Genomic DNA, 6,009 nt, shown 5'->3' with positions numbered 1-6,009 from the left:
TCGTCTTTCTCGCGAGCGCCGCGTCGAGCTTCATGACCGGTTCGGTGCTCACGGTCGACGGCGGGTACAGCGTCTTCTAGGGTCTGAAGCCCGAGAACCTCTGCGCCCGGCGCGCGAGTCGGCGGATGCCGCCGGACGCGCACACGCGTGAGCAGGCCTTGATCGTGCTGCGGTCTCGCCTTATAGTTCACAACGAATACTAAATAGGCCTTGCCTCAGTTGGGCTCCGGCACATGGTCCCGTCCGACCGCGCAGAACTGCGATTCCACGGGACTTCGCCGTGCCCAACGAGACTCTGCCGCACGGGGCTCGACATAGGAGAAGACCATGGAATTCAGGTACCTCGGCAACTCGGGTTTCAAGATCTCCGAGATCATCTACGGAAACTGGCTCACCCACGCGTCCCAGGTCGACGACGACACCGCAGGCAAGAGCATCCACGCGGCCCTCGACGCGGGCATCTCGAGCTTCGACACCGCCGACGCCTACGCCAACACCGCGGCTGAGGTCGTGCTCGGCGACGCTCTCAAGGGTGAGCGCCGCGAGAGCATCGAGATCTTCACCAAGGTGTATTGGCCCACCGGCCCCGGCGGCAAGAACGACACGGGTCTCTCGCGCAAGCACATCATGGAGTCGATCAACGGCTCGCTGAAGCGGCTCGGCACCGACTACGTCGACCTGTACCAAGCGCACCGCTTCGACTATGAGACGCCGATCGAGGAGACGATGCAGGCCTTCGCCGACATCGTCCGTCAGGGCAAGGCCCTCTACATCGGCGTGAGCGAATGGAACGCGGACCAGATCCGCACTGGCCACAAGCTGGCCACCGAGCTGGGTTTCCAACTCATCTCGAACCAGCCCCAGTACAACATGCTGTGGCGCGTCATCGAGCAGGAAGTCGTTCCCACCTCGGAGGAGCTGGGCCTCTCGCAGATCGTGTTCTCGCCGATCGCCCAGGGCGTCCTGACGGGCAAGTACGTGCCCGGGCAGCCCGTGCCGGAGGGATCGCGGGCAACGGACGAGAAGGGCGGCAAGAACATGATCTCGCGGTGGATGCGAGACGACATCCTCACCGCCGTGCAGAACCTCAAGCCGATTGCCGACGAGCTGGGCCTCACGCTGGCACAGCTGGCCGTGGCATGGGTGCTTCAGAACCCGAACGTGGCCGGCGCCATCGTCGGGGCGAGCCGCCCCGAGCAGATCGCCTCGAACGCCGCCGCCGCGGGCGTCACGCTCGAGGATTCGGTGCTGGCGAAGATCGACGAGGTGATCGGTTCCGTCGCCGAAACCGACCCTGCGCTGACCCAGTCCCCGGCTGGCCGGGTGGCCTGAACCGACCCCACGGGCTTGCCTCCCGCTCCTCACACGTCGAGGCACTCGTTGATCTGAATCGTCCCGCCGAGGGCGAGGAACGGGTGCCCGGCGAGCAGGGAACGGACCTCTGTGACCGACCGCGCCTCGATGATCGTGTATCCGTCGATCTCTACCGGCGTGGGCTGTGCTGCGGTGGTGGACATCTGCCCGGCGTCGTAGAGCGGGGACCCGAAGTCCACCATCGCCGGCCCCAGTGCCTTCTCGGCCCAGGCACGGAAGGCGCGCCGCTGGTCGGCGACCGTGTCGGTGTCGGGGTAGGGGAATCCGTGGTACGTGATGAGGTAGCGCGGCACTGTCACATCCCCAGCCCGGCGCCCAGCTTCGCTCCGGCGCGCGTGATGGGCCCTTCCGAAGGCGCCACGATGAGGTTCGCCTCCTCGGATGGGATGTCCTGATTGCCCCGGCGCGAGCGAGCCATGGGACGTCCTTCCGCCGCCGTAGTAGCAACCGTACTGCTCTTTCCGCCCATGAGGGGAGAGGGGGGGCCACGCCTTCCACGCGTCCGGTTGGCCGGGCCGAGGGGGCGAGGCACGACGGCGGTGCGCGGCGACACCGGCGGCCAGCTCGCCGATCTTGGTAGGCCTGATCAGGCCTCGGCCGGGCAGCCGCAGGAGGTCCGGACGATGAGGTGGGGCCTGGCGGGCTCCTCCGGCTCGGCGTCGTGATCGGGTGAGTGCAGGAGGAGGCGCCCCGAACGCCGTCCCATGTGCCCGGGATCGACTGCGACAGTGGTGAGCGGGGGGGTGGTCATCGCGGACGCCGCGATACCGTCGATGGAGAGGATCGCGCAACTCCGGGAGGGGACGCCGGCTTCGTCCAAGGCCCTGATGAGGCCGATGGCGATTGAGTCGCTGTGGCACAGGATCGCCGGCGGGAGCGGTTCCGCGTGCAGCAGGGACCGGGCCGCTGCGTAGGCGGCAGCGGGATTGGGACCGGTGGGCTGGTTCCACGCCTCGGCACTGTGGATCTGGCGCTTGCGGAGTTCCAGATCGAAGGCCGCCTTTCGCGCCTGGTGAGGCCCTGCTTCGCGCAGCCCCCCGAAATACGCGGCCTCGACGATGCCGTGCACCGTCGCGAGGTGCTCCACGGCCAAGCGCACGATCTCGCGATCATCGGTCCCGATGAGGGGCAGTCCGCTGTCTGGCACCTCGCGGTTCATCAGCACTGCGGGGGTGGCCGAGTCGCGGAGCAGCCGGAGGTCCTCCGCGCGGGTACCGAGAGCGGGGATGATCACCAGCCCGGATGCGCGTTCCTCGATCAGGGAGCCGATGACTTCGGTCTGGGTCCCAATGCTGTCCTGGGTGTTGGCCAGGACGACGAACTGGCTGTGCTCGGCCAGGTTCGCCTGCAGGCCGAGGGCGACCTCGCCGACGAACGGATTGGTGATGTCGGGGACGACCAGTCCGACCAGAGTCCGTCTGCTCTGACGGAGGTTCGCTGCGCTGCGGTTGTAGACGTACCCGAGCCGTTTGGCCTCTTGCTGGACGCGTTCCCGGGTCTCCTTTGCGATCACGGGCTTGCCGCGCAGGGCCAGCGAGACGGTGGAGAGCGAAATGCCGAGCTCGTCCGCCACCTGCTGCATCGTCGTCACGCGCGGCGCGCTTCCGTCCGGGTCTGTCTTCACGAGTTCATTGTCGGGCTTGGACGGAGGCTTCGGCTCGACGGGCAGCGGGCGGGGTCCACTCCCCGCCCCGGACCACGAGGGTGGCGGCGTCCCGGTCGAGGCCAAGGGCCTCCATGGCTCGAATTGCTTCGGGGGAGGGCCGTTCTCCGAGCCGCAGGCTGGAGTTGGCGGCCAGGGCGTCCAGATCGGCACCGCGCAGATCCTCGAAATGGTCGAGCGCGAGGCTGCGCATCGAAAGGAGGTCCTCGCGGCGCCGCACGTTGTACGCGAGATTCATGGTCTCGTCCGGGTCGCGGACGCGGTCGAGGAGGTATTCGCGCCGGTCGAAGGCCGACCAGATGTACTTCCAGCGGTCCGTGATCACGGCGTAGAGTCCCAGCGCACCTTGCTGGTACTGGCCGAAGAGGGTCCGTCCCGCCCCGATGTCCCGGAGGGATCGGCCATCGCGGAGCGGCTCGTCGACGTCGGCAATCTCCAGCAACGTGGGGAACACATCGAGAAGGCTCACGGGCTCGCCCCTGCGCTCGGCTGCGAAGCCCGGACCCTCCACTATGAGCGGGATGCGCGCAGCCGGATCGAGGAAGGACCTCTTCCCGAAGCTGCCGTAGTCGCCGAGGAATTCGCCGTGGTCCGCCGTGACGATCACGGTCGTATCCTCGCGGAGGCCCGATTCGTCGAGCGCCTGCAGGATTCTGGCCACCTGGGAGTCGAGGTAGGAGACCGAGGCGAAGTAGTAGGCCTTCAGGAGTTGGTTCAGGCGGCGGTCCTCGCCGCCGTCGCGGTACTTGTAACGGTTCTGAAGCCGGTTGTACACCGTCAGCAGATCGTCGGACGACGACGGCACGAAGGGCTCCGTCATGGTCGACGGCTCATATCGCCGATGCCAGGGCGACGGCGGGGCGAATGGGGGATGCGGTGCGATGAAGCTCGACCACAGCAGGAAAGGCCTGTTCGCCGACTGCTCGCGGAGGAAGTCGATGGAGCGGTCGGCGACCCAGTGCGAGTGGTGCAGGTGCTCGGGCACCGGTGAGAGCTGGGGAATGTAGTACATTTCGTCCCGCAGCCCGTGCGGATGCTCGACGAAGTCGAAGCCGTGCTCCGCGACGAAGGCGAGGTAGTCGTCGTCGTCCGGGGTTCCGAACTCTTCGCCGGTGTTGCGCGTCTGGAACCCCCGCAGCGCACTCCCGTCCGGGGTGAAGTGCATCTTGCCGACGCCGTGGGTCCTGTAACCGGCTGCCGAGAGTTCGTCCATGAACGTCGACGCCTGAGACATCGGCATCTCGTTCTCGTAGCAGTCTCCATGCTGCGGCTCCAGCCCCGTGATGAGACTGGAGCGCGCAGGTACGCAGACAGGACACGGCGTGTAGGCCGAGTCGTAGACGGTGCCCGCTGCAGCAAGGCCGTCGAGGGCGGGGGTGTCCACCGCGCGGTTGCCGTAGCAGCCGAGGGCATCCGCCCGCAGCTGGTCGCTGAAGATGATCAGGACGTTGCGGGACTGGACATCCCTGGGCGACGGGCTCACGCCTTGACCCCCCACAGTTCCTCGGCCCCGACTTCCTCGAGGGTGTGCGGTCGCTTCGGCATCCACGCGAGGCCGATGAGGACGCTCACGACCATGGCCGCGAACAGGATCCAGGTAAATGCGCTGAAGCTCGTGGCGACGATGATGGGCACGAATAGGCTCCAGACTGCCAGGACGATCTTCTGGGCGAAGATCACGACTCCCTGAGCGGTGGAGCGGACCACGGTCGGGAACAGCTCTTGGCACCACACGCGGTACAGCTGCTCCTGGCCGCAGGAAGTCGAGATCGCGAAGACGACGACGAAGCCGAAGACCACCCAGGGGTTCGACAGCGGCAGGAAGATCACCGCCAGCAGCGAAAGGGCAGTGAACAGCCCAGCGATCCCGTAGAGGGCCCGACGGCTGATCCGGTCGACCAGGGGCATGAACAGGACGGCGACGCCGACGCCGGTAAGGGCGTAGTACAGGGCGTTGAACCCCACGCTCGCGGCTTGGGTCTGAGAGCCGACGGTCTTGAGAATGTAGGGGAGGAAGAAGCCGAACGTGCCGAGGGCAATCGCGCCCAGGCTGTGGACGATGAACACGAAGAACAGACGGCCGCGGTATCGGCTGAAGAGAGCGCGGAGCATCACGCGGTCAAGGCTGTTCTTCTGCCGGGCAGCAGTCCACATCTCGGATTCGGCCATCCGGCGGCGCAGGAGCCAGGTGACAAACGCGACGAGGGCGAGGTGGGCAAACACGATCTGGATGCCCAACAGGCCAAGGTTGGAGAGCACGAAGGCGAGGAGCAGCACCACGACGGGGCCGAGGTTCCAGAAGACCGCGGTCATCCCCACGAGCTTCCCTCGATGCCTGTCGGGCGCGATCTCGCCGATGAGGGCCCAGGAAGTCGGAACGTCCGCGCCGATGGCGAGACCCATGATGATCATGCCCACGAAGAGGAGGGCGCTTCCGCCCGCGAAGACGATGAGCAGCGCGCCCACGATGTAGGCGAGCAGGTCGTATTGGTAGACCTTCTTCCGGCCCAGGCGATCGCCGAGGTAGCCCCCGATGAGTGCGCCTGCGGCATAGGAGGCGGCGTTGGTGCCAAGTGCCGCGAGCAGTCCGACCAGACCGTGGCTCATCTTGAACGTCGAGGTCCAGAGAGCGAGTCCTGCGGAAGCGGCGACGATGCCGCCCGCGTCCAGATAGTCGGCCATGCAAGCTAGGATCACGCGCTTCCAGTCGACGCGGGTGTTCAGAGCGGTCATTGCAGTCATCCCCTTCGATGAGTAGCTCAATCGATTGAAATGCCGAAGCTCTGGGAAGACAAACGTTTCAATCGATTGATTTCCAAAGTACGCCTGGGGGATCGAGCTGCACAACCCCCCTTGCCCAAGGCAAGAGGGGTTGCGGCATCCCAAGGGGACCTGCGCCGCCGTTTGTTGGCGCAAGCCCCCGGATCAAGAGATCAAAGTTGCGTATGGGCTGCGGTGGCCGGGTCGCCGCC

6 protein-coding genes are annotated in these 6,009 nt (G+C 66.4%); 1 reads left to right on the top strand and 5 read right to left on the bottom strand.

Going from position 1 to position 6,009, the window contains the following annotated elements; genetic code table 11:
- Positions 1-327: 327 nt before the first annotated feature.
- Positions 328-1,332: an aldo/keto reductase family protein gene (locus tag V7053_RS17475; protein WP_334173539.1), complete on the top strand. Its 1,005-nt coding sequence runs from the start codon at positions 328-330 to the stop codon at positions 1,330-1,332.
- A gap of 29 nt (positions 1,333-1,361) precedes the next feature.
- Here the strand turns inward: V7053_RS17475 and V7053_RS17470 are convergent, their stop codons facing one another.
- From V7053_RS17470 to V7053_RS17450, 5 genes are all read right to left on the bottom strand, one after another.
- Complete coding sequence (locus V7053_RS17470) at positions 1,362-1,667, bottom strand: hypothetical protein (protein WP_334173538.1); 306 nt, start codon at positions 1,665-1,667, stop codon at positions 1,362-1,364.
- A 2-nt stretch (positions 1,668-1,669) separates the two neighbouring features.
- Positions 1,670-1,792 (bottom strand): hypothetical protein, encoded by a 123-nt coding sequence (locus V7053_RS17465; protein WP_334173537.1) that lies wholly within the window; start codon positions 1,790-1,792, stop codon positions 1,670-1,672.
- A 168-nt stretch (positions 1,793-1,960) separates the two neighbouring features.
- Entirely contained in the window at positions 1,961-2,998 is a 1,038-nt protein-coding gene (locus tag V7053_RS17460; RefSeq protein WP_334173536.1) for a LacI family DNA-binding transcriptional regulator, read from the bottom strand.
- A 4-nt stretch (positions 2,999-3,002) separates the two neighbouring features.
- A complete protein-coding gene (locus tag V7053_RS17455) occupies positions 3,003-4,520 on the bottom strand; it encodes a sulfatase family protein (protein ID WP_334173535.1) in 1,518 nt (505 codons plus the stop codon).
- A complete protein-coding gene (locus tag V7053_RS17450) occupies positions 4,517-5,770 on the bottom strand; it encodes an MFS transporter (RefSeq protein ID WP_334173534.1) in 1,254 nt (417 codons plus the stop codon). The genes V7053_RS17455 and V7053_RS17450 overlap by 4 nt, the downstream gene beginning before the upstream one ends.
- Positions 5,771-6,009 lie beyond the last annotated feature (239 nt).

The sequence above is a fragment of the Sinomonas sp. genome (assembly GCF_036848755.1).
Lineage (GTDB): Bacteria > Actinomycetota > Actinomycetes > Actinomycetales > Micrococcaceae > Sinomonas.
This window is presented reverse-complemented; position numbering and strand designations above follow the sequence as displayed.